Genomic DNA, 21,030 nt, shown 5'->3' with positions numbered 1-21,030 from the left:
GAACGTGCGGCTGCTGACGGAGGAACGGGCCTGGCCGGCCACGGACCGCCCGCGCCGGGCCGGCGTCTCCTCCTTCGGCATCAGCGGCACCAACGCCCACACCATCATCGAGGAGGCACCCGCGCGGGACCTGCCGCCCACCGGCACCGAACCCGACGCCCCGGCGGTCGTGTGGCCCCTGTCCGCCCGTTCCGCTCAGGCCCTCCCCGGGCAGGCCGAACGGCTGCACACGTTCCTGGCGGACCGGCCCGAGCTGCACCCGGCGGCCGTCGCCCGGGCACTCGGCACCCGCCGCACCGCCTTCGACCACCGCGCGGCCGTCACCGGCGCGGACCGGGACCGGCTGCTGGCCGGTCTGCGCGCCCTCGCCACCGGGGCACCCACCCCGACGGTCACGGCCGGCCGCGCCCGCTCCGGGTCCCGTACGGCGTTCCTGTTCACCGGCCAGGGCGCCCAGCGCCTCGGCATGGGCCTCGAACTGCGCTCCCGCTACACGGTGTTCGCCGAGGCCTTCGACGCGATCGACGAACGCATGGGCCTGGATCTGGCCGGCCTGCTGGCGGGCGACGACGCCGACGCCGTCCACCGCACGCGGTACGCGCAGACGGCACTGTTCGCCTTCGAGGTGGCCATGTTCCGGCTGCTGGAGTCCTTCGGCGTGCGGCCCGACCTGCTGGCGGGGCACTCCGTGGGGGAACTCGCCGCCGCACATGTGGCGGGTGTCCTCGGCCTGGACGACGCCTGCACGCTGGTCGCCGCCCGCGGCCGGCTCATGCAGGCCCTGCCGGAAGGCGGCGCGATGGTCGCCGTCCAGGCCACCGAGAACGAGATACGGCCGCTGCTGGACGACCGCGTCGGACTGGCCGCGGTCAACGGCCCCTCTTCCGTGGTGATTTCGGGCGAGGAGGAGGCGGTGCTCGCCGTCGCCGGTGAATTCGCCAAGACCAGACGGCTCGCCGTTTCGCACGCTTTCCATTCACCTCTGATGGACGGCATGCTCGAAGAATTCCGGACCGTCGCGGAAAAGCTGACATTCAACCGGCCGGACATTCCGCTGGTGTCCACGCTCACCGGCCGCCCCGCGGCGGACGAGCAGCTGCGTGACCCCGGCTACTGGGTGCGGCATGTGCGGGAGACGGTCCGGTTCGCCGACGCCGTCGCCGCCCTCACCTCCGCCGGCGTCGGCCGTTTCGTCGAACTCGGCCCCGACGCCGTCCTGACCGGCCTGGCCCGCGACTGCGCGGAAGGCGACGGTGCCGTCTTCGTCGCCCTCGGCCGGCGCCACGGCAGCGAGCCCGCCACCCTCGCCTCCGGCCTCGCCCGCCTGTACGCCGACGGCCTCGCCCCCGACTGGGCCGCGCTCTTCCCCGGCACGGCCCGCGCCGAACTGCCCACCTACGCCTTCCAGCGGGAGCGGTACTGGCTGACCGCGGACGTGGCCCTCACCGCCGGACCGCTCGCTGGTCCGGCGCCCGCCGGAGCTCACGAACCCGTCGGCGCCGAGCCGTTGCGGCAGCGGCTGGCCGGCCTCCCGGAGGCCGAGCAGGAGGAACTGCTGACGGACCTGGTCCGGGCCCGCACCGCGGCGATCCTCGGCCACCCGGGACCCGAGGCCGTCGAGCCCGACGCGGTCTTCCTGGAGATCGGCATGGACTCCGTCTCCGCCGCCGAGCTGCGCGGCTCCCTCGGCAGCGCCCTGGGCACCGCCCTGCCGGCCGGTGCCGTCTTCGACCACCGCACCCCGGCCGCGCTCGCCACCGCCCTGCGCGGACGACTGGCCGGCGGTGCCCCGGACCCGGACGGCGCCGGCGACCTCGAGTCGGTCAGCGGGCTGGTGCGGCGCGCGGCGGCCGACGGGCGGATGGCACAGGCCGTCGAACTGCTGCGCACCGTCGCCGGGATCCTCCCCGGCTTCTCCTCCCGGACCGAACTCGACGGCGTCGCCGACCCGGTGCGGCTGGCCGGCGGCGACACCACCCCGCGGCTCGTCTGCCTGCCCTCGCCGATGGCACTCGGCGGCGCACACCAGTACGCCCGCTTCGCCCGGCACTTCCGCAACCGCCGGGACGTCCTGGTGCCCGCGGTACCCGGTTTCGGCCCCGGTGAGGCGCTGCCGCTCACCGTGGACGCGGTGGTGGAGGTGGTCGTGGAGGGCATCCGCCGGTGCTGCCCGGACGGAAAGCCGTACGTGCTCGTCGGCTACTCCTCCGGCGGCCAGTTCGCCCACGCGGCGGCCGAGGTCATGGAGAAGGCGGGCCGGCCCGCCTCGGGCGTGGTGCTGCTGGACACCTATCTGCCCGGGGACGACGGCAAGGACGAGCTGTGGCGGCAGATGTTCGACGGCATGCTGGACCGTGAGTCGTCCCTCGGCGGCTTCGGCACCGCCCGGCTCGCCGCGATGAGCCGCTACAGCGACCTCATCCAGCACTGCCCGCCGGGCGCCCTGGCGGCGCCGGTGCTGTTCGTGCGGCCCGAGGAGTCCTTCGCCACCGGCGCCGGCACCGGCGACTGGCGGGCGTCCTGGCCGGCGGAGCACGAGCCCGCCGACGTGCCCGGGACGCACTTCACGATGCTGGAGGAGTTCGCGGAGGCCACGGCCGCGGCGGTCGAGGCGTGGCTGCCGCGAGCGGCGGCAGGCTGACACCGCGGCGCCGGAACGGACTCGGCGGAGCGGGGAACCGGTGGCGGCACCGACGGCACGGCGTCGGTGCCGGACGTGCCGCGGGGCGCGGCGGGCGAAAGGCCGTCCGCGCCCTGCGGCTTCTTTCACTTGCCCGCTTCGCGGAAATGCGCCAACCACGCTTCGATATCGCAGCGGATACTGTCCGGATCGATACCTAATTGCACGGAGATTTCATCCGCAGCCAATTCGGGTTCCCAGCCGCTGCGCTGGAGCGCCAGCCACATCGTCGTGCCGCGTGGGCCGCACCGGTGCCGCTTGCCGGTACGCCGGGAGAACAGCTCCAGATATCCGTCGGGCCGGACCTGCGCGGTCAGCTCGGGGTCAGGCCTCCTGGCCATGCGACTTCCCATCTTCCGAAGATTTTTCCGTCATCTCCGACGGTACCCGCCAACACGCCGGACGGCACGGGTGCTAACCGAACCGTTCGAAGGGGAGTCAGGTATTCGGACAGGGTGGTGTCAGATATCCGGGCGAGGGAAGTTTCCGCGCCCTTGACATCGGGTCCGTGTAAGTTCGCCGGGCTCGTGCCGAAACCTGCCCCCGCGAGGTAGAGAAACCTCTACCTCGAACCGGCCGGACAATGCCAATGCGCCCTGCCCGCGCCGTTCCTAATGTGGTCCGCAGACACCGCGTGAGAAGCGCGTTATCTCATAGGGGAGCCCGAGTGCACACTTCACAGAACCGCCGCCGGGCGGAGGCGGTACGGCTGGACGCCGTGTCGAAGACCTATGGCGGGGGAGACAGCCAGGTCGCCGCGCTCCGCGGGCTCACCATGAGCTTCGCCGACGGCACCTTCACCGCCGTGATGGGCCCGTCCGGATCGGGCAAGAGCACCTTCCTGCACTGCGCCGCGGGACTGGTCCCGCCCAGCTCCGGCACGGTCACCGTCGGCGGCACCGACCTCGCCGGCCTGGACGACACCCGGCTGACCAAGCTGCGCCGCGACCGGATCGGCTTCATCTTCCAGTCCTTCAACCTGCTGCCCGCGCTCACGGTCATGCAGAACATCACCCTGCCGCTGCAACTGGCCGGGCAGCGGCCCGACAAGGGCCTGATCCGCAACGTGGTGCAGCGCGTGGGCCTGGCCGAGCGGCTCGGCCACCTGCCGTCCCAGCTGTCCGGCGGCCAGCAGCAGCGCGTCGCCATCGCCCGCGCCCTGGTGACCCGCCCCGCCGTGGTCTTCGCCGACGAGCCGACCGGCGCCCTCGACACCCGCACCGCCGCGTCCGTGCTCGGCCTGCTGCGCGAGTCCGTCGACACCGCCCGGCAGACGCTGGTCATGGTCACTCACGACCCGGTGGCCGCCTCCTACGCCGACCGCGTGGTCTTCCTCGCCGACGGCGCCTTCGCCGGCGAACTGCTCCGGCCGACGGCCGACGCGGTCGCCGCCCGGATGACCAGGCTCGGTGCCTGGGAGGACGACGCCCACCGGCAGACCATGCCGCAGCACTCGGGAGGACGGCACTGATGTGGCGCCTGGCACTGCGCACCCTGAAGTTCCGCAGGACGAGCTTCGTCGCGACCTTCCTCGCCATGTTCCTCGGCGCCGCGATCGTCATCGGCTGCGGCGGCCTGATGGAGACGGGCGTCCGCATGGCGGCCGACCCGCAGCGCCTCCAGGGCGCCCCGGTCGTCGTCACCGGTGAACAGACCTACGACTCCACCGCCCTGACCGAGCGCCACCGCATCGACCCCGGTCTGGTCGGCACGGTCGCCAGGGCCGACGGCGTGCGCACGGCCGTCCCCGACGTGTCGTTCCCGGCCACCGTCCTCCACGACGGCAAGCCGCTGACCGGCAAGTCCGCCTCGTACGGCCACGGCTGGGCCGGCGCCCGGCTCACCCCTTATACCCTCGCCGCCGGTGGATCCCCCGCCGCCGGCGGCGAGGTCGTCCTCGACTCGGGACTCGCACGGCGCGCCGGCGCCCGTCCCGGGTCCACCGTCGACATCGTCGTCCAGGGCACCGCCCGGCGGTACCGGGTCGCCGGCATCGCCGAGCAGCGGGGCGACCGCAACCCCGACGCCGCCGTGTTCTTCACCGACGACGAGGCCCGCCGCCTGGCCGGCGGCCGGATCGACTCCATCGGCGTCCTGCCCGCACCCGGCACCAGCGTCGCCGGCGTCGCCGACGCGGTGCGCTCCGCCGTCGGCGACCGGGCCGAGGTGCTCACCGGCGAGCGCCGGGGCCTGGCCGAGCTGCCCGGCACCCTCTCCAGCCGCCGCACCGTCGTCATCCTCGCGGCCGTCTTCGGCTCCTCCGTCGTGCTGATCGTCATGTTCGGCGTCGCCTCCACCCTCGGGCTGTCCCTGCAGCAGCGCGCCCGCGAGATGGCCCTGTTGCGCGCCGTCGGCTCCACCCCGAAACAGCTGCGCCGGATGATCCTCAGCGAGACGGCCGTACTGTCGGCCGCTTCCGTACTGCTCGCCCTGCTGCCCGGATACGCCGTCGGACGGCTGCTGTTCGGCGTGCTGACCTCCAGCGGCGTGGTGTCGCCGGCCATCGTCTACCACGCCGGCTGGATCCCGATGGCCGTCGGAGCGGTCGTCACCGTCCTGGCCGCGGCGGGCGCCACCCGCTTCGCCGGCCGGCGCGCGGCCCGCACCGAACCGGTCGCCGCCCTGGCCGAATCCACCGCAGGTACCCGCTGGTTCAGCGTGCCCCGGCTGCTGCTGGCGCTGTTCTTCCTCGCCAACGGCATCGGTCTGGCCGTCGCCACCGCCACGGTGATGGAGGACGGCCCCACCCTCGCCAGCACCGCGGGCCCCGCCTCCGTGCTCTTCTGCATCGGCCTCGCCCTGCTCGCCCCCGGCATCACCAAGGTCATGGTGGCGCTGCTGCGGCTGCCCGTACGCGCCTTCTCCGGGCTCTCCGGGCAACTCGCGCTGCGCAACGCGGCCACCGCCAACGTCCGCATGGCCGGCGCCGTGGCCCCGATCGTGCTGCTCATCGGCATCGCCACCGGCACCCTGTACATGCAGTCCACCGAGGACCACGTCTCCCGGACCTCCTACGACCGCAACATCCTCGCCGACTACGTCCTGGACTCCACGACCGGCGGATTCGCACCCGGCGTCGTCGACCGGGTGCGCGCCACGCCCGGTGTGGCCGCGGCCTCCGAGTTCGTCACCAGCCGCGGCTTCGTGGACCGCCCCGGCGGCCCGGCCCAGACCGACCTGCGCGGCGTGTCCGCCGAGGGCGTCCGGCAGAGCCTCGACCTGCCCGTCGTCGCCGGCTCCCTCACCGGCCTGCGCGGGGACACCGTGGCCCTCTCCGACAAGAAGGCCCGCGAGTACGGGGTGAAGGTCGGCGACCGGCTGCCCATGCACCTCGGCGACGGCACCGCCGTACGCCCCACCGTCGTGGCCCTCTACACGGACAACCCCAAGCAGCAGTACCTGACGCTGCCCGCGACGGCCCTCGCGCCGCACACCGGGGACGGGCTGCCGCACCAGATCCTCGTCCGCGCCGCCGGCGGAAGCGGCGCCGAGGTGCACCGCCGTCTCGCCGCACTGGCCGACCGGGTGCCCGGCACCGAACTGGACGACAGCTCCTCGCTGGCCGGCCGGAACAACCAGATCCAGCAGATCCTGGTGTCCGCCAACTACACCATCGTCGCCATGATCGTGGGATACGCCGCGATCACCGTCGTCAACACCCTGGTGTCGGTCACCCGGAAACGGCGGGCGGAGTTCGGCCTGCAGCGGCTCACCGGCGCGACCCGCGCCCAGGTGCTCGGCATGCTGACCGTCGAGGGCGTGCTCATCGCCGTCGTCGCCACCGTCCTCGGCACCCTCGCCTCCGCGACGACCATCGTCCCCTACAGCCTCGTCAAGAGCGATTCGTATCTGCCCTCCGGGTCTATCGGCACCTACCTCGCCATCGTCGGCGGGTCGCTGCTGCTGGTGTTCGGCGCCACGCTGCTGCCCTCCTGGCGCGGCATGCGCACCCCCGCCGTGGACACGGTGAAGGCCGCGTGAGCCACCCCCTGGCCGGGCCGTCCCCGCTTCCCCCGGGCGGGGGCGGCCCCTCCACGACCGGCGACGGGCAATGGGAACATGAGGGCATGAAGACTGTGCCGGTCACATGGCGCGGCCGGGTCGGCCGGGCCACTGCGGACACCCTGGTCGGCGTGGCCGTCGCCACCGGAGCCCTGCTGTCGGTCGTTCTCTTCGTCACCACGGCCTACTTCGTCATCATCGCCGTGATCGGCATCGGCTTCCTCGCGCTGCCCTACTGCACCCGGGCCGTACGGGGGCTGTGCGACCTCAGCCGGCGCGCGGCCGCGCGCTCCGGCGTACCGGTGGAACGCCCCTACCGGCCCGAACCGGAGGAGATCGAGAAGGACATCGTCGGCTGGATGCGCCGCTGCAAGTGGATCCTCGCCGACCCCGCCACCTGGCGGGACCTGCTCTGGCTGCTGCTCAACTGCGTCGTGGGCCTCGTCGGTTTCGTACCGGCCGCCCTGCTCTACTACGCGGGGGAGGGCCTGTTCCTGGCCTGCGGCCTGTGGCGGCCCATCGCCGACGGAGGCCAGGGACGCTGGTACGCGTTCGTCACGGTCGACAGCTGGCCGGCCGCGCTGGCCGCGGCACTGCTCGCGCTCGTCGTGCTCACCGGCTGGGTCCTCCTCGCCCCGCCGGTGCTCAAGGGGTACGCCCACTTCGTCCGCTTCCTGCTCGGCCCGACCCGCCAGTCCCAACTGGCGTCCCGGGTCCAGCACTTGTCCGAGACCCGGTCCGGCGCCCTCGACATCCAGGCCGCCGAACTGCGCCGCATCGAACGCGACCTGCACGACGGCGCGCAGGCCCGGCTGGTCAGCCTCGGTCTGCAACTCGGCGCCGTGGACCGCAAGATGAGCCAGGACCCCGAGGAGGCGCGACGCCTGCTGCGACAGGCCCGCGGCTCCTCCGTGCAGGCCCTGCGCGAACTGCGGGACCTGGTCCACGGCATCCATCCGCCGGTCCTCGCGGAACGGGGCCTCGCCGACGCCCTGCGCGCCCTGGGCCTGGCCAGCCCCTTGCAGGTCACCACGGTGGTGGACCTGCCCGGCAGGCTGCCCGACCCGGTGGAGTCCGCCGTCTACTTCGCGGTGTCGGAGCTGCTCGCCAACGCCCTCAAGCACGCCGACGCCCAGCGCGTCGAGGTCGTCGCCTGGCGCGAGGACGACATCCTGCGCGCCCGTGTCACCGACGACGGCCGCGGCGGCGCCGACGTGTCGGCCGGGAGCGGTCTGGAGGGCATCCGACGGCGGCTGGCATCCTTTGACGGGGTCCTGGAGATCGACAGTCCTCCGGGCGGTCCGACCGTGATCGAGATGGAGCTGCCGTGCGCGTTGTCCTCGCCGAAGACCTCTTCCTCCTGAGGCAGGGGATCATCCAACTGCTGGAGGCGTACGAGTTCGAGGTGGTCGCGGCCGTCGACAACGGCACGGATCTCGCCGCCGCGATCGCCGAGCACCGGCCCGACGTGGCCGTCGTCGACGTACGGCTGCCGCCGACCTTCACCACCGAGGGCCTGCAGGCCGCGCTGCGCGCCCGCCGTGAGCAGCCCGGCCTGCCGATCCTCGTCCTCTCCCAGCACGTCGAGCAGATGTACGCCCGCGAGCTGCTGGCCGACGGCACCGGCGGCATCGGCTACCTGCTGAAGGACAGCGTCCTGGACGACGAGCAGTTCATCGACGCCGTGCGCCGGGTCGCGGCCGGCGGAACGGCCATGGACCCTGCCGTGGTCGCGCAGTTGATGACCAGTCACGCCCGGGACGAACCGCTGGCCGCGCTCACCGCGCGTGAACGCGAGGTGCTGGAGCTCATGGCCGAGGGCTGTTCGAACACGGCGATCGCCCAGCGGCTGACCGTCACCGAGGGCGCCGCCGCGAAACATATCTCCAACATCTTCACCAAGCTGATGCTGCCTCCGTCGAGCGACAGCAACCGCCGGGTGCTGGCGGTGCTCGCCTACCTCAACGCCTGAGCACGCCCGCTGGGGCGATTAGGGGTGGTCAGCCGCGCCCGCCGCGCGTGAGACTGCTGGAACCCGCCCGCGCCCGCGCGGCCACCGCCAGGAAGGGAACGTCCGCCCCATGACCACGCCCGCCGAGCACGACCGTCTCTGGATACGCCGCTACCACCCCCGTCCGGACGCGGCGGCCAGGCTGGTGTGCCTGCCCCACGCGGGTGGCTCGGCGACCTTCTACCGTCCCGTGTCGGCGGGCATGCCGGACTCCGTCGACGTGCTCGCCGTGCAGTACCCGGGCCGGCAGGACCGCCGCCACGAGCCGTGCGCCACGAGCATCGGCGAACTCGCCGACCAGGTCACCTCGGTGCTCCTGCCCTGGGCGGACCGGCCCCTGCTCTTCTTCGGCCACAGCATGGGGGCGACCCTGGGCTTCGAGGTCGCCCGCCGGCTGGAACGCGACCACGGCGTCGTCCTGCGGGCCCTGTTCGTCTCCGCACGCCGGGCCCCCACCTGCCCCCGCGACGAGTCCGTCCACCTGCGCGACGACGACGGACTCATCGCGGAGATGCGGCACCTGAGCGGCACGGACTCGGCGATCCTCGACGACGACGAACTGATCCGCATGGCGCTGCCCGCGATCCGCGCCGACTACCGGGCCGCCGAGACCTACGTCTACGAACCGGGCCCGAACCTGAGCTGCCCCGTCGTCAGCCTGGTGGGCGACGACGACCCCAAGGTCACCCTGGACGAGGCCCGCGCCTGGTCGCGCCACACGGACACGTCGTCCGAGTTCCACGTCTTCGAGGGCGGCCACTTCTATCTGACCACCCATCAGAAGCAGATCCTCGAACTCCTCGTGGAGAAGGCGGTCCGGGCCTGACGGCGGGCCTCGTCACCGGATGCGGCCGCGGGACTCAGTCGTGCACGCGGATGGTGCGCGCCGGGCACAGGTCGGCGGCCCGCAGCACCTCCTCGCGCTGTGCCTCGGCCGGCTGCTCGACCAGGACGACGACCAGTCCCTCGTCGTCCTGGTCGAACACCTCGGGGCTGAGCAGCGCGCACTGGCCGGAGCCCACGCACCGGTCGCGTTCGGTGGTGACACGCATGAGAGGGACTCCGTTCGGGTCGGACGTCACCAGGTGACGGGGAGTTCGTAGACGCCGTAGACCATGGCGTCGTCCTTGAAGCGCAGCTCGTCCGGTGCGACCGCCAGCCGGAGGCCGGGGACGCGGCGCAGCAGCGTGCCGTAGACGGTCTCCAGCTCCACCCGGGCGAGGTTGGCGCCGATGCACTGGTGGATGCCGTAGCCGAAGGCCAGGTGGCTGCGGGCCTCCTTGCGGTGGATGTCCAGGGTGCCCGGGTCCGGGAACACGGACTCGTCGTGGTCCGCGGCGTTGTTGAGGGCGAGGATGCCCTCGCCGGCGCGGATGGTGACCCCGCCGACCTCGATGTCCTCCACCGCCACCCGAGCCGTGCCCGAGTCGGAGATGGAGAAGACCCGGAGCAACTCCTCGATGGCGTTCGGCAGGAGCGCGGGGTCGGCCCGCAGCTCGGCCGTCTGCTCGGGGTGCCGCAGCAGGGCCAGCACCCCGAGGGCGATCATGTTGGCCGTGGTCTCATGGCCCCCGACCAGCATCAGCCGCGCCATCGTCACCACGTCGGCATGGTCGGCGACCCGCTCCGCGCGGTTCTTCTCCAGGAACCGGCTGATGAGGTCGTCGCCCGGCTCGTTCTCCTTGCGGGTGACGAGCTCGTCGAGGTACATGTCCAGGGCCTGCACCGCGGCCCCGTACTCCGCCGGGCTCAGATCGTGGTTCATCATCGCCGCCGACCACTCCTCGAACCGGGCGTGGTCCTCGTAGGGGACGCCGAGCAGCTCGCAGATGACGAGGGACGGCACCGGCAGCGCGAGGGCGGTGACCAGGTCCACCGGACCGCCCGCCGCCAGCATCGCGTCGACGTGCTCGTCGACGATCTGCTGAATGCGCGGGCGCATCTCTCTCACCCGCCGCGCGGTGAACTCCGGGATGAGCATGCGCCGCTGGGCGGAGTGCTCCGGGGGGTCCATATTGAGCATCATCAGCCGGACCTGCGCCAGCATCTCCTCGGGGATGTGGAACTGGTGCGGGTAGCCCGGCCGTTTCAGGTCGGAGCTCACCCGGCTGTCGCCCAGCACCTGGCGGACGTGCTCATGCCGGGTGACCAGCCAGGCCGGCTTGCCGTTCACCTTCAGGGCGGCGCGCGAGACGGGGTGGTCCGCGCGCATCCCGGCGTACTCGGGCGGCTCGCTGAACGGACAGGTGCGCCGCATCGGGAACTGCGGAAGCGGCGATCCCGCCTGGGGCGCGGTGTCGGCGGACTGGGTCATGGCTGCCTTTCGAACGGTGTCGGTGACGCCGATGCCGGTGACATCGGTGCCGGTGACGGAAACAAGGGCCGTGGGCGGCGTGCGGCGGTGTCCGCCGTCACCAGGTGACGGGCAGCTCGTACAGGCCGTAGACGATCGCGTCGTCCTTGAACCGCAGCTCCTCGACCGGGGTGGCCAGGCGCAGCGTCGGGACGCGCCGGAGCAGCGTCGAGTACACGACCTCCAGCTCCAGACGCGCCAGGTTCTGGCCGATGCACTGGTGGACGCCGTAGCCGAACGCCAGGTGGCTGCGGGCCTCGCGCCGCACGTCCAGCCGGTCGGGGTCGGGGAACACGCGCTCGTCGTGGTTGGCCGCGTTGTTCAGCGGCAGGATGCCCTCGCCGGCCCGGATGGTCACCCCGCCCAGCTCGATGTCCTCCAGGGCGACCCGCGCGGTGCCGGCGTCGGAGATGGAGAAGAAGCGCAACAGTTCCTCCACCGCCTTCGGCATCAGCTCGGGCTCCGCGCGGAGTGCGGCGAGCTGACCGGGGTGCTCCAGCAGGGCCAGCACACCCAGGGCGATCATGTTGGCCGTCGTCTCGTGCCCGGTGACCAGCATCAGCTTGGACATGCTGACGATGTCGGAGTGCTCCACGGCGGGCGTCCGGCGGTTGAACTCGATCAGCCGGCTGATCATGTCGTCGCCCGGCTCGCTCTCCTTGGCCGTGACCAGCCCGTCCACGTACCGGTCCAGCTCGTAGTGGGCGCGGCCGCGGTCCTCCTCGCTGATGTCGTGGTTCATGATCGCCCACGCCCACTCCTCGAACCGGCCGTGGTCCTCGTAGGGGACGCCGAGCAGTTCGCAGATGACGAAGGACGGCACCGGCAGGGCGAAGGCGGTGACCAGGTCGACCGGACCGGCGGCGCCCTTGGCGAGCATCTGGTCGATCTGCTGGTCCACGATCTGCTGTACCCGGCCGCGCAGCTCCCGCATCCGCCGGACGCTGAACTCCGGTGCCAGCATGCGGCGTTGCACCGTGTGGTCCGGCGGGTCCATGGACAGGAAGGTCAGCGGCACCGACTGGAGGGTCTCCTGAGGGACCGGCACCTGCAGGGGATAGCCGGGCAGCTTCAGGTTCGCGCTCACCCGGTCGTCCCCCAGCAGCTTCTTGTACAGGTCGTGCCGGGTGACCAGCCAGGCGGGCTTGCCGTCGACCTTCAGCCGCGCCCGGGAGACCGGCTCGGTCTCGCGCAGCTCGGCGTAGGCGGCCGGCGGGCTGAAGGGGCAGGCCCGCCGCATCGGGAACTCCGGCGGCGCGGTTTCGTCGGCCGGTCCGGCAGGTGCAGTCATCATGACCTCTTCGCGCAGGGGAACGGGACGCGCCGGCATCGGAGCGGGTCCGGGCTCGGCGCCGGTGCGGCGCTGTCGGCCGTCCCCCGCACGCTAGGCAGCCCCGGCCGAGGCCCCCAACCCCTAGGCGCCCCTAAGGCGAGGAGGCACGTCCGGCCCGGCGGCGCGGTACGCCCCCTGCCGGTGCCGGCCACGGAGGGAACCCGGCGACGGCCGCACGCGTGAGCACGCGCCCCCCGGGCGGTCTCTTCCGGTCCGGGCCCGCCGGGCCGCGCACACGAGGGCGCGGCCCGGGGGCCCCTGCCGGTCCGGACCCGGCTAGGGGCGGTTAGGGGTCTGGTGGCGGCGCGGGGCCGGTTAGCGTCGGCTGCGGACCACGGTGCGGAGCGCTCTCAGCACCGGCTCTCCGGTCCCGGCGGGCGGCATCCCCCTTCCCCCGGCCGCCGCCGCGTCCCGCAGCCGAGCAGAGGTGATCAGCGTGTCCCCGGAAGCCAGCGCGAAGGGCACCGTCCCCTTCGGGGAGTACCGGACCTGGTACCGGGTGACCGGTGAACTCGGCGCGGGACGGCCGGCGGTCGTCGCCGTGCACGGCGGACCCGGCAGCACCCACGACTACCTGCTGCCGCTCGCCCGCCTCGCCGACGACGGCTGGCCGGTCGTCCACTACGACCAGCTCGGCAACGGCGGCTCGACCCATCTGCCCGGCAAGGGCGCGGAGTTCTGGACGGTCGAGCTGTTCGAGGCCGAACTGGAGAACCTGGTACGCCGGCTGGGTGTCGCCGACGACTACGTGCTGTTCGGCCAGTCCTGGGGCGGCCCCCTGTGCGCCCGGCACGCCATGACCGGCCCGCCCGGTCTGCGCGGACTGGTCGTCGCCGACGCGCCCGCCTCGTACCCGCTCTGGCTGGCGGAGATGGCCCGGCTGCGCGCCGGACTGCCGCCGGAGGTGGAGGAGACCCTGCGGCGGCACGAGGCGGCCGGCACCTACGACAGCGAGGAGTACCTGGCCGCGATGCGGGTCTTCTACGACCGTCACGTGTGCCGCCTGACGCCCTGGCCCCGCGACTTCCTGTCCTCCTTCATGGAGATCTACAACGACCCGACCGTCTACTACGCGATGAACGGGCCCAACGAGTTCCACGTCATCGGCTCCCTGAAGGACTGGTCGATCGTCGACGACCTGCACCGGATCAGCACCCCGACCCTGCTGATCAGCGGCCGTCACGACGAGGCCACCCCGGCCGTCGTCCAGCCTTACCACGACCACATCCCCGGGGCCCGCTGGGAGATCTTCGAGGAGTCCAGCCACCTTCCGCACCTGGAGGAACCGGAACGTTTCCGCCAGGTGATGACCGACTTCCTCAAGAGCCTGTGACCCGCCCGGGTCCGTGAGAGGGGATCCCGCCATGGCACACGACACCGCACTCGTCTTCCCCGGCATGGGACCCGTCCCGTTCGCCGAGGTGGGCAGGTTCATGGTGGCCAGCCCCTACGCCCGGGACCTGGTCGCCGTCGCCGACGAGGCACTGGGCTACTCCCTCGTGGACGCCTTCCGCACCTCACCGGGCGACTACTCGGAGGCCGCTCAGGTGGCGTTCCTCGTCAACTGCCTGGCCTGCGCCCACTGGGCCCGGGACCACCTCGGCGTGGCACCCGGCATCGTCGCCGGGCCCAGCTTCGGCGAGAAGGCGGCCATCGCCTACACCGGCGCCCTGGAACTCCCGGACGCCATCCGCCTGACCGCCGAGATCGCCCGCCTGCTGGAGGAGTACTTCGCCGAGGAACACCGGGACATCGTCACCCTGTCCTTCGTCCGCGCCCCGCGCGAGGGACTCGACGCGATCCTCGCCGAGCTGACCGAGGCGGGGGAGTGGCACGAGATCTCCTGCCACATCGACGACGGCTTCCACATGGTCTCCCTCTCCGAGCACCGGGTCCCCTGGATGGAGGAGCGGCTGCGCGCCATCGGCAGCCTCCCGCTGTACACCATGCGGCCCCCCATGCACGCCTCGGCGTTCCGGCCCCTGCGCGACCGGGCCGAGCGCGAGGTGGTGTCCCGCTACTCCTTCACCGACCCCGAGCTGCCCGTCGTCGCCGACCAGGACGGCAGGCTGCTGCACACCGGCGAGGAACTGCGCACCATGCTGCTCGACGGCTTCGACCACCCGATGAGCTGGCCGAGCGTCACCACGGCCCTCAAGGAGGCCGGCGTCCGCCGCCTGTGCGTCGCCGGGCCCGACGGCCTCTTCGGCCGGGTGCCCCGCACCGTCCGCGACTTCGACGTCGCCGCCGCGCAGCCGCGGCTGGCGATGACCCCCCGGCGCCGCTCGCGCGCCGCCTGACCCGCCCGATCCTCTGGAGGCCCCCATGTGGGACGACCGGTTCGAACAGATACTGCGCCCCTTCCTGCCGTTCCTTCCGCCCCGGGAGGAGCTGACGCCGGAGTCCGATCTGAAGGACCTCGGCCTGGACTCGCTCGGCACGGTCCAGCTCCTCGGCACGCTGGAGGAGGGCTACCAGGTCCGCTTCCGCGACAGCGCGCTCACCATGGACACCTTCCGCACCGCCGGCGTGCTGTGGGACACCGTCCGGGGCATGCTGCAGAGCACCGCGAGCTGACGGGCGACCACCGTGGATCCCACCATGGACGGCACGCTGTCCGGCCGGTTCGCGCGCGGCCTGGCGCTCGCCCCGGACCGGCCCGCGCTGCGCGCCGACGGCGTCGACCTCACCTACCGCGAGCTGCACGAACGCGCCCTCGTCCTGGCCGGCTCGCTGCTGGCCGGACTCCCCGGCGAGCCGCCCGCCGTCGGCGTGCTGGCGGGCAAGGGACCCACGGCGTACGCGGCCCTGCTCGCCGGCCTGTACAGCGGCGTCACCGTCGTACCGCTGCAGCCGGCCTTCCCCGCGGCCCGCACCCGGCAGATGATCGAGGCCGCCGGCGTCGGCGCACTGCTCGCCGACGACGACGCCCTGCCCGCCCTCACCGCGCTGCACGCGGACGGGGTCGCCCTGCCGACCCTGTTCGCGCCCGGCGGGCAGCCGATGCCCGCGCTCGCCGCCGACGCGGACAGCGCCCTGAAGGCCCCCATGCCCGCCCGGCCCTCCGACATCGCCTACGTGCTGTTCACCTCCGGCTCCACCGGCCGGCCCAAGGGCGTCCCGGTCACCCACGCCAACACCGCCCACTACTTCCGACTGCTCGACCAGCGCTACGACTTCGGGCCGCACGACGTGTTCTCGCAGACCTTCGACCTGAACTTCGACTGCGCTATGTTCGACCTCTTCTGCGCCTGGGGAGCCGGCGCCGCCGTCGTGCCCGTACCGGCACGGGCCTACGCCCACCTCCCGGAGTTCGTGGACGAGCGGCGCCTCACCGTGTGGTTCTCCACGCCCAGCGCGATCACCCTGGTGCGCCGCACCGGAGGTCTCACGCCGGGCGCGCTGGCCCCGCTGCGCTGGAGCTTCTTCGCGGGGGAGGCGCTCAGCTGCAAGGACGCCGAGGACTGGGCCGCCGCCGCGCCCGGCGCGACGCTGGAGAACCTGTACGGCCCGACCGAACTGACCATCACCGTCGCCGCGCACCGCTGGACCCCGGGACGGCACCCGAACGACATGGTGCCCATCGGCGCCGTCCACCCCGGCCACGAGACACTGCTGCTGGGCACCGACGGCGCGCCCGCCACCGGCGATGAGGGCGAACTGTGCGTCGCCGGGCCCCAGTTGACACCCGGCTACCTCGACCCCGCCGACGACACCGGACGGTTCCTGGAGCGGGACGGCCACCGCTTCTACCGCACCGGCGACCGCGTCCGGCGGGCCGGCGACGGCGGCCTGCTCTACCTGGGCCGGCAGGACGCCCAGGTCCAGGTGCACGGCGTACGGGTGGAACTCGCCGAGGTGGACGCCGCCGCGCGCACCTGCCCCGGTGTCGAGGACGCCGTCACCGTGGCCGTACCCGTGGACGGCACCGTCGAGCTGGCCGTCTTCCACACCGGCGAACCCGTGCCGCCCGCCCGGCTCGCCCGCCATCTGCGGGAGGTGCTGCCGGCCGCCGTCGTCCCGCGTGCCTACCACCACCTGGACGCGCTCCCGCTCAACTCCAACCGCAAGACCGACCGCAGGAAGCTCGCCTCCCGGGCCACGGCCATGAGGCGGCCCGCCGGGGCGGCCGGCACACACGAGAGGCGGCACGAGTCGCAGTGAACGGTCAACCGACAGCGCAGGCCCGCACCGACGCCCGGCTGCACGACCTGCTCGACGGGGCCACCGCCGAGTGCCCCGACGCCCCCGCGGTCACCGACGGCGCGGGCCGCTGGACCTACCGGGAGCTCGCCGCCCACAGCCACGCCGTCGACGCCTGGCTGGAGGAACACGGCATCGGCCACGGTGACCGGGTCCTCGTCCAGCTGCCCAGCACCCGCGAACTGGTCGCGCTGCTGTACGGCACCTCCCGGCGCGGCGCCGTCCTGGTCCCCGTCAACACCGGCATGAAGGACTACCACCTGCGGGCGGTCGCCGAGAACGCCGAGCCCTCGCTGGTCGTCGTCACCGACCCCGCCGTCGGCCGGATCGCCGCCCTCGCCGAGGGCGTCCCGGTCCTCGGCCTCGGCGAGGTGTGGCGGGAGATCACCGCCCTGCGCGTGCGCGGGGCCCGCTCCGACGGCGCCGAGACCGGCCCCGAGGACCTCGCCGTCCTCGTCTACACCTCCGGCTCGACCGCCGCCCCCAAGGCGGTGATCTGCCCGCACGGCCGGATGGTCTTCGCCACCGAGGCCATCAACCTGGAACTCGGCTACCGCCCCGACGACGTGGTCTTCTGCCGCTTCCCCATCTCCTGGGACTACGGCCTGTACAAGGTGCTGCTCACCGCGGCCGGCCGCAGCGAGATCGTGCTCGCCGACGGTGAGTCCGACCTGGTCCTGCTGCGCCGTATCCGGGAGACCGGGGCCACCGTCGTCCCCATCGTCCCCTCCCTGGCCACCATGATCTGCGCGCTCGCGGAACGCGAACCGAGCCGCGAGTCCCGGGTGCGCATGTTCACCAACACCGGTGCCGCGCTGCCCAAGACCACCGCCGACGGGCTGCGCCAGGCGTTCCCCGGGGCGGAGGTGGTCATCCAGTTCGGACAGACCGAGTGCAAGCGCGTCTCCGTCCTGCCGCCCGCCTTCCAGGACGCCAAACCCGACTCGGTCGGCCGCCCGCTGCCCGGCACCCGCGCCTTCGCCGTGGACGACGAGGGCCAGGCGCTGCCGCCCTGGCGGACCGGCGAGATCGTGGTCGAGGGCCCGCACGTCATGCCCGGCTACTGGCGGGCACCGGAACAGACGGCGCGCGCCTTCCGCCCCGCACCCGACGGCGGACTCAGGCTGCACACCGGCGACTTCGGACACGTCGACGAGGACGGCTTCCTCTACTACGAGGGCCGCCGCGACGACATGTTCAAGCACAAGGGCGTACGGATGAGCACCACCGAGATCGAGGCCGCCGCCACCGACGTCCCCGGCGTCCGTGCCGCCGCCGTGCTGCCGCCCGCCGAGGGCCGCGACCTCGCGGTGTTCGCGGAGGGCGACATCGACCCGCACGCCCTGCTGAAGGAACTGTCGCTGCGCCTGGAGCCCGCGAAGGTGCCCGGTGTGAGCCGCGTCGTGGCCGAGCTGCCGCTCACCCCGCACGGCAAGCACGACCGCAAACGGCTCGCCCGCCTCCTGGAAGGAACCACCCCGTGACCGGCCCCACCGAGCTCGCCCGGCGCTTCGGCACCCCGTCCTACGTCTACGACCTGGACCGGGTGGCGGCGGCCCGCGACGACCTGTTCGCCGCGCTGCCCGACGGGGTCGAGGTGTTCTACGCCGCCAAGGCCAACCCGCACCCGGAACTGCTGCGCGAGCTGCGCTCCGGCGGCTGCCGCGCCGAGATCAGCTCCGTGGGCGAACTCGACGCCGCCCTGCGGGCCGGCTTCCCCGGCGACCGGATCCTCTACACCGGCCCCGGCAAGACCGGCGAGGAACTGACCGAGGCGCTGACCCGCGGCGTCCGCCTGTTCTCCACGGAGTCCCCCGGCGACCTGCGCCGCGTCGGCCGGACCGCGCTGGAACTCGGCCTCACCGCCGACTGCCTGATCCGGGTCAACAACGCCACCGGCGCGGCGGCCACCAGCATCCGTATGACGGGCGTGCCCTCGCAGTTCGGCTTCGACAGCGAGACCCTGCCCGGCCTCGCCGCCGAGCTGCGCGACGTACCCGGCACCAGGATCGCCGGACTGCACTTCTTCCCGCTCAGCAACGCCAAGGACGAGGCGAGCCTCATCGCCGAGTTCCGCCACACCCTGGCCACCGCCGCCGCCCTCCAGGACGCCCTCGGCATCACGTTCCGCCTCGTCGACATCGGCGGCGGGTTCGCGGCGCCGTACGCCGTGCAGGGCGAACGCCCGGTCTACGGCGGACTGCGCGACGCCCTCGCCGAGGCACTGGACGAGCACTTCCCCGGCTGGCGCGCGGGGGCCCCGCGGATCGCCTGCGAATCGGGCCGCTACCTGGTCGCCGACAGCGGCACCCTGGTCACCTCCGTCGTCAACGTCAAGGACAGCCGCGACACCCGCTACCTGGTCCTCGACGCCGGCATCAACACCTTCGGCGGCATGTCCGGCCTCGGCCGCATCCTGCCCGTGTCCGTCGAGCCGCACGAGTCGGTGGGCACGGACGGCACGCCCGCGAGCCTCGCGGGACCGCTGTGCACCCCGGGCGACCTGCTCGGCCGGAACGTCCCGCTGTCCGAGACGGCACCGGGCGACCTGCTCACCGTGCCCAACGCCGGCGCCTACGGCCCCACGGCCAGCCTGCTGATGTTCCTCGGCCGGCCCGCCCCGGCCGAGATCGTCGTCCGCGGCGCCGGCCTCGTCTCCGTCTCCCGCATCGAGCACACCCGAACCTACGAACACGGACAGGCCCTGTGATGAGCCCCTTCCCGACCAGCCCCGCCCCCGGCGACCAGCCCGTCCTCGTGGCCGGCGGCATCTCCGACTCCCACACCTGGAACCTCGTCTACCTCCAGCTCCTCCTCGAAGAGCACGGGCAGCGCGTGGTCAACCTGGGTCCCTGCGTCCCCGAGGAACTGCTCATCACCGAGGCGCTCGCCCACCGCCCGGCCCTCATCGTGGTCAGCAGCGTCAACGGCCACGGCTACCACGACGGCATGCGCACCATCACCCGGCTGCGCGAACACCCCGAACTCACCGCCGTGCCCGCCGTCATCGGCGGCAAGCTCGGCATCGCCGGCCCCTGCGGCGACGACGAGGTGGCAGCGCTGCGCGCCGCCGGCTACGACGCGGTGTTCGACGACAGCGCCGAGGGCGTGGACGCGTTCCTGCGGATGCTCGCGACGCTGCCGCAGCGGGCCCTGGTGTGACCGGCGTCGGGTTCGGCGCGTTCGTGCGCCGGGCTCACGACGCCGGCCGTCTGGTGGTCCAGCCCCGGATGGGCATGAGCAGCCCGGAACGGATGCGGGCCGGGCTGCTCGCCACCCGGAACGCCACGGCGACCACCGTCGGCACGATCACCCTGGACAGCTACACCCGGGTCGGCGACCTGGAGTCGGCGGAACTGGCCGTCCTGGAGGGCGTCGCCCTCAACGGCTACCCGATCGTGAGCCACGACAGGGCCACCACCCTGCGGGTGCTCGACGGCATCCACGGCCCTGGCTTCCCGGTGCAGGTCCGGCACGGCTCGGCCGCGCCGCAGCACATCTTCCGGGCGCTGACCGCCGTCGGCCTCGACGCCTCCGAAGGCGGTCCGGTCTCCTACTGCCTGCCTTACGGCCGGGTTCCGCTGCGCGAGTCCGTCGCCCACTGGGCCGCCTCCTGCCGACTGCTCGCCACCGTGGGGGAGTCGGGCGCCGAACCGCACCTGGAGACCTTCGGCGGCTGCGTCCTCGGGCAGCTGTGTCCGCCCAGTCTGCTCGTCGCCGTCAGTCTCCTGGAGGCGCTGTTCTTCCGCAGGCACGGCATCCGGAGCATTTCGGTGAGCTACGCCCAGCAGACCGATCCCGGCCAGGACGCCGAAGCGGTGGCCGCCTTGCGCCGCCTGTGCGCGCGACACCTGCCGGACACCGAATGGCATGTCGTCGTCTACGCCTACATGGGGCTGTATCCGGAAACGGAAGAGGGCGCCTACCGGCTCCTCGGAAAAGCAGCCGAACTCGCCGTCGCCAGCGGCTCCGAACGGCTCATCGTGAAAACCGTCGCGGAATCCCGCCGTATTCCGACCGTGGCCGAGAACGTCGCCGCCCTCGAATACGCGGCCGCGGTCGCCGGGCGGACACCGCGCGCCCCGCTGGAGGCCACCGGCACCCAGACCTACGCCGAGGCGTCCGCGCTGGTCGACGCCGTGCTGGAGCTGGACGACGACCTCGGCACGGCACTGCTGAAGGCGTTCGCCGAGGGACGCCTCGACGTTCCCTACTGTCTGCATCCGGACAACGCCGGATTCAGCCGGAGTTATATCGACGCGGACGGCCGGCTGCGCTGGGCCGACATCGGAAAGATGCCACTGAACGGTATCGCCGACGTACGCCCGGCCCAGGCCGTCACCTCCGCGGGACTGCTCGAATCCCTGTCCTATGTACGCCGTTCCTACGACCGTTACGACCCCGAGGACACGCGGAGCGCCGAACCCGCGCGCCCCTAGGGGTGGTTA

At 72.9% G+C, this 21,030-nt stretch carries 18 protein-coding genes; 14 read left to right on the top strand and 4 right to left on the bottom strand.

The annotated features are described in order from the left end of the window. Positions 1-2,641, top strand: a 2,641-nt coding sequence (locus FHS34_RS40815; RefSeq protein WP_184975692.1) for an alpha/beta fold hydrolase, incomplete at its 5' end; no start/stop codon positions are given. 125 nt (positions 2,642-2,766) lie between these two features. On the opposite strand, the gene FHS34_RS40810 is transcribed toward FHS34_RS40815, so the two are convergent. Next, a complete protein-coding gene (locus tag FHS34_RS40810) occupies positions 2,767-3,021 on the bottom strand; it encodes a hypothetical protein (RefSeq protein ID WP_184975689.1) in 255 nt (84 codons plus the stop codon). A gap of 326 nt (positions 3,022-3,347) precedes the next feature. Between FHS34_RS40810 and FHS34_RS40805 the strand changes: the two genes are divergently transcribed. From FHS34_RS40805 to FHS34_RS40785, 5 genes are all read left to right on the top strand, one after another. Beyond that, positions 3,348-4,151 (top strand): ABC transporter ATP-binding protein, encoded by an 804-nt coding sequence (locus FHS34_RS40805; RefSeq protein ID WP_184975686.1) that lies wholly within the window; start codon positions 3,348-3,350, stop codon positions 4,149-4,151. Continuing rightward, the gene (locus FHS34_RS40800) at positions 4,151-6,661 is read left to right on the top strand and encodes an FtsX-like permease family protein (protein ID WP_184975684.1); all 2,511 of its coding nucleotides are present in this window, start codon (positions 4,151-4,153) and stop codon (positions 6,659-6,661) included. The genes FHS34_RS40805 and FHS34_RS40800 overlap by 1 nt, the downstream gene beginning before the upstream one ends. An 86-nt stretch (positions 6,662-6,747) precedes the next feature. Further along, on the top strand, positions 6,748-8,046 hold the full coding sequence (locus FHS34_RS40795) for a sensor histidine kinase (RefSeq protein WP_184975681.1): 1,299 nt from the start codon (positions 6,748-6,750) through the stop codon (positions 8,044-8,046). Then, on the top strand, positions 8,010-8,654 hold the full coding sequence (locus FHS34_RS40790; protein WP_184975678.1) for a response regulator: 645 nt from the start codon (positions 8,010-8,012) through the stop codon (positions 8,652-8,654). The genes FHS34_RS40795 and FHS34_RS40790 overlap by 37 nt, the downstream gene beginning before the upstream one ends. Positions 8,655-8,763: 109 nt before the next feature. Beyond that, positions 8,764-9,519, top strand: coding sequence for a thioesterase II family protein (locus tag FHS34_RS40785; protein ID WP_184975675.1), 756 nt, complete (start codon positions 8,764-8,766; stop codon positions 9,517-9,519). 34 nt (positions 9,520-9,553) lie between these two features. Here FHS34_RS40785 and FHS34_RS40780 read toward each other — a convergent pair whose 3' ends face one another. The 3 genes from FHS34_RS40780 to FHS34_RS40770 form a co-directional block, all read right to left on the bottom strand. Continuing rightward, a complete protein-coding gene (locus FHS34_RS40780) occupies positions 9,554-9,745 on the bottom strand; it encodes a ferredoxin (protein WP_184975672.1) in 192 nt (63 codons plus the stop codon). 26 nt (positions 9,746-9,771) lie between these two features. Beyond that, positions 9,772-11,007 (bottom strand): cytochrome P450, encoded by a 1,236-nt coding sequence (locus tag FHS34_RS40775; RefSeq protein ID WP_184975668.1) that lies wholly within the window; start codon positions 11,005-11,007, stop codon positions 9,772-9,774. 97 nt (positions 11,008-11,104) lie between these two features. Next, on the bottom strand, positions 11,105-12,337 hold the full coding sequence (locus FHS34_RS40770) for a cytochrome P450 (RefSeq protein WP_184975695.1): 1,233 nt from the start codon (positions 12,335-12,337) through the stop codon (positions 11,105-11,107). Between the two features lie 478 nt (positions 12,338-12,815). Between FHS34_RS40770 and FHS34_RS40765 the strand changes: the two genes are divergently transcribed. The 8 genes from FHS34_RS40765 to FHS34_RS40730 are packed head-to-tail and all read left to right on the top strand — an operon-like array spanning position 12,816 to position 21,021. Beyond that, positions 12,816-13,712, top strand: a complete 897-nt coding sequence (locus FHS34_RS40765; RefSeq protein ID WP_184975664.1) for a proline iminopeptidase-family hydrolase — start codon at positions 12,816-12,818, stop codon at positions 13,710-13,712. Between the two features lie 31 nt (positions 13,713-13,743). After that, a complete protein-coding gene (locus tag FHS34_RS40760; RefSeq protein WP_184975660.1) occupies positions 13,744-14,679 on the top strand; it encodes an ACP S-malonyltransferase in 936 nt (311 codons plus the stop codon). A gap of 25 nt (positions 14,680-14,704) precedes the next feature. Next, entirely contained in the window at positions 14,705-14,956 is a 252-nt protein-coding gene (locus tag FHS34_RS40755) for a phosphopantetheine-binding protein (RefSeq protein ID WP_184975657.1), read from the top strand. 24 nt (positions 14,957-14,980) lie between these two features. Next, positions 14,981-16,543: an amino acid adenylation domain-containing protein gene (locus tag FHS34_RS40750; RefSeq protein WP_184975654.1), complete on the top strand. Its 1,563-nt coding sequence runs from the start codon at positions 14,981-14,983 to the stop codon at positions 16,541-16,543. After that, complete coding sequence (locus FHS34_RS40745) at positions 16,540-18,066, top strand: AMP-binding protein (RefSeq protein ID WP_184975651.1); 1,527 nt, start codon at positions 16,540-16,542, stop codon at positions 18,064-18,066. Before FHS34_RS40750 ends, FHS34_RS40745 begins: the two co-directional genes overlap by 4 nt. Then, entirely contained in the window at positions 18,063-19,292 is a 1,230-nt protein-coding gene (locus FHS34_RS40740; protein WP_184975649.1) for a type III PLP-dependent enzyme domain-containing protein, read from the top strand. Before FHS34_RS40745 ends, FHS34_RS40740 begins: the two co-directional genes overlap by 4 nt. Continuing rightward, positions 19,292-19,744, top strand: a complete 453-nt coding sequence (locus FHS34_RS43235; RefSeq protein ID WP_184975646.1) for a cobalamin B12-binding domain-containing protein — start codon at positions 19,292-19,294, stop codon at positions 19,742-19,744. Before FHS34_RS40740 ends, FHS34_RS43235 begins: the two co-directional genes overlap by 1 nt. Then, the gene (locus tag FHS34_RS40730; RefSeq protein WP_184975643.1) at positions 19,741-21,021 is read left to right on the top strand and encodes a methylaspartate mutase; all 1,281 of its coding nucleotides are present in this window, start codon (positions 19,741-19,743) and stop codon (positions 21,019-21,021) included. The genes FHS34_RS43235 and FHS34_RS40730 overlap by 4 nt, the downstream gene beginning before the upstream one ends. Positions 21,022-21,030: the final 9 nt, after the last annotated feature.

This window comes from Streptomyces echinatus (assembly GCF_014203595.1).
Taxonomy (GTDB): Bacteria; Actinomycetota; Actinomycetes; order Streptomycetales; family Streptomycetaceae; genus Streptomyces; species Streptomyces echinatus.
Note: the sequence above shows the minus strand (reverse complement) of the source record. Positions and strands in the feature narration are given on the sequence as shown.

Bases quoted from the DNA above. Each gene is read 5' to 3' on its own strand.
- FHS34_RS40810 (WP_184975689.1), bottom strand. From the start codon at position 3,021: ATGGCCAGGAGGCCTGACCCCGAGCTGACCGCGCAGGTCCGGCCCGAC.
- FHS34_RS40800 (WP_184975684.1), top strand. From the start codon at position 4,151: ATGTGGCGCCTGGCACTGCGCACCCTGAAGTTCCGCAGGACGAGCTTC.
- FHS34_RS40795 (WP_184975681.1), top strand. From the start codon at position 6,748: ATGAAGACTGTGCCGGTCACATGGCGCGGCCGGGTCGGCCGGGCCACT.
- FHS34_RS40785 (WP_184975675.1), top strand. From the start codon at position 8,764: ATGACCACGCCCGCCGAGCACGACCGTCTCTGGATACGCCGCTACCAC.
- FHS34_RS40780 (WP_184975672.1), bottom strand. From the start codon at position 9,745: ATGCGTGTCACCACCGAACGCGACCGGTGCGTGGGCTCCGGCCAGTGC.
- FHS34_RS40775 (WP_184975668.1), bottom strand. From the start codon at position 11,007: ATGACCCAGTCCGCCGACACCGCGCCCCAGGCGGGATCGCCGCTTCCG.
- FHS34_RS40770 (WP_184975695.1), bottom strand. From the start codon at position 12,337: ATGACTGCACCTGCCGGACCGGCCGACGAAACCGCGCCGCCGGAGTTC.
- FHS34_RS40760 (WP_184975660.1), top strand. From the start codon at position 13,744: ATGGCACACGACACCGCACTCGTCTTCCCCGGCATGGGACCCGTCCCG.
- FHS34_RS40755 (WP_184975657.1), top strand. From the start codon at position 14,705: ATGTGGGACGACCGGTTCGAACAGATACTGCGCCCCTTCCTGCCGTTC.
- FHS34_RS40750 (WP_184975654.1), top strand. From the start codon at position 14,981: ATGGACGGCACGCTGTCCGGCCGGTTCGCGCGCGGCCTGGCGCTCGCC.
- FHS34_RS43235 (WP_184975646.1), top strand. From the start codon at position 19,292: ATGAGCCCCTTCCCGACCAGCCCCGCCCCCGGCGACCAGCCCGTCCTC.